This window comes from Winogradskyella epiphytica, assembly GCF_003217215.1.
Lineage (GTDB): Bacteria > Bacteroidota > Bacteroidia > Flavobacteriales > Flavobacteriaceae > Winogradskyella > Winogradskyella epiphytica.
In genome coordinates this window covers 1-1,155 of sequence record NZ_QJTD01000047.1, presented here as the reverse complement: position 1 = coordinate 1,155, position 1,155 = coordinate 1, and the positions used below count along the sequence as shown (strand labels likewise).

Sequence of the window (1,155 nt, the reverse complement as noted above, 5' to 3'; positions counted from 1 at the left end):
TCCGAATTCAATAACTTAACGCAACAAATCAAAATTTTAGATTTGTTGTATGAATACAAAAAAGCATAAACGATTATCACTTAAGGAACGTGTTATTATTCAGACGCTTTTGGAAGAGAATAAATCCAAATCTTTCATCGCCGAAAAGCTCAATCGTTCACGTTCTACCATAACCAGAGAAGTAAATAAATGGGTATCTAATCCTAACGATAAATACGATGCTTCTCTTGCCGATTGGTTGGCTAAGGATGACTATTTAAACAAACGAAATTTAGACAAAATAGGCTCCTATTCTTTACTGCGTTTTTATGTCTATAAAAGACTTTTAAAAAACTGGTCACCAGAACAGATTTCGGGACGAATTAAAATTGATTATCCGAATGATCCGGTGATGACAATATCGCATGAAGCTATTTATATGCACATCTATTCGCATCCGCAAGCTAGCCTGAACAAAAGACTTATAAAACTTCTTCCCTATCAAAAATCTAGACGAAGAAAACCAAAAGCTAGACGTAAGAAAGGCTCTAAAATCAAAGATCAGATAAACATAGCTCAAAGACCTGAACATATTGAAAACAGGCAGGAAATTGGACATTGGGAAGGTGACCTGGTTATAGGTAAAGCTCAAAAATCTGCTATCGGAACTATCGTTGAACGCAAATCCAGATACACTCTAATTATTAGTCTTAAAAACAGAACTACCAAGTCTGTTACTCGAGCTTTTGCCAAAGAATTAAATCGTTTTGACAACCAACTTACAAAAACCATGACCTATGATAACGGAACTGAAATGGCTGACCATAAATGGCTATCAAAGCATACAAATATGGACATTTATTTTGCTAATCCATATGCCTCATGGGAACGTGGAACCAACGAAAATACTAATGGACTTATTAGGCGATATCTACCTAAAAAAACAGACTTTAAAAGTATTGATAATAGTCAACTGAAAAGTATACAAAGTAAACTTAATAACAGACCTAGAAAGGTATTAGGATATAAAACACCTCTTGAAGTCTTAGAACAAAACTCTGTCTAATTTTTTCTTTCTAAAATGCCTTCGAAAAATCTAGGTTTTTTGGAAAGAAAAAATTAAATTGTACCATAACCAATTAGCAACTTTTGTTGCGTTAAGGCCTTGAATGCACC

At 33.9% G+C, this 1,155-nt stretch carries 1 protein-coding gene; it reads left to right on the top strand.

Features of this window, described 5'->3' with window-relative positions; translation table 11 throughout:
• The first annotated feature begins 49 nt into the window (after positions 1–49).
• Positions 50–1,045: an IS30 family transposase gene (locus DFQ11_RS15080; RefSeq protein ID WP_110476727.1), complete on the top strand. Its 996-nt coding sequence runs from the start codon at positions 50–52 to the stop codon at positions 1,043–1,045.
• Positions 1,046–1,155 lie beyond the last annotated feature (110 nt).

What these genes read in the sequence shown, in the direction of transcription:
- DFQ11_RS15080 (WP_110476727.1), top strand. Translation starts at nt 50, where the DNA reads ATGAATACAAAAAAGCATAAACGATTATCACTTAAGGAACGTGTTATT.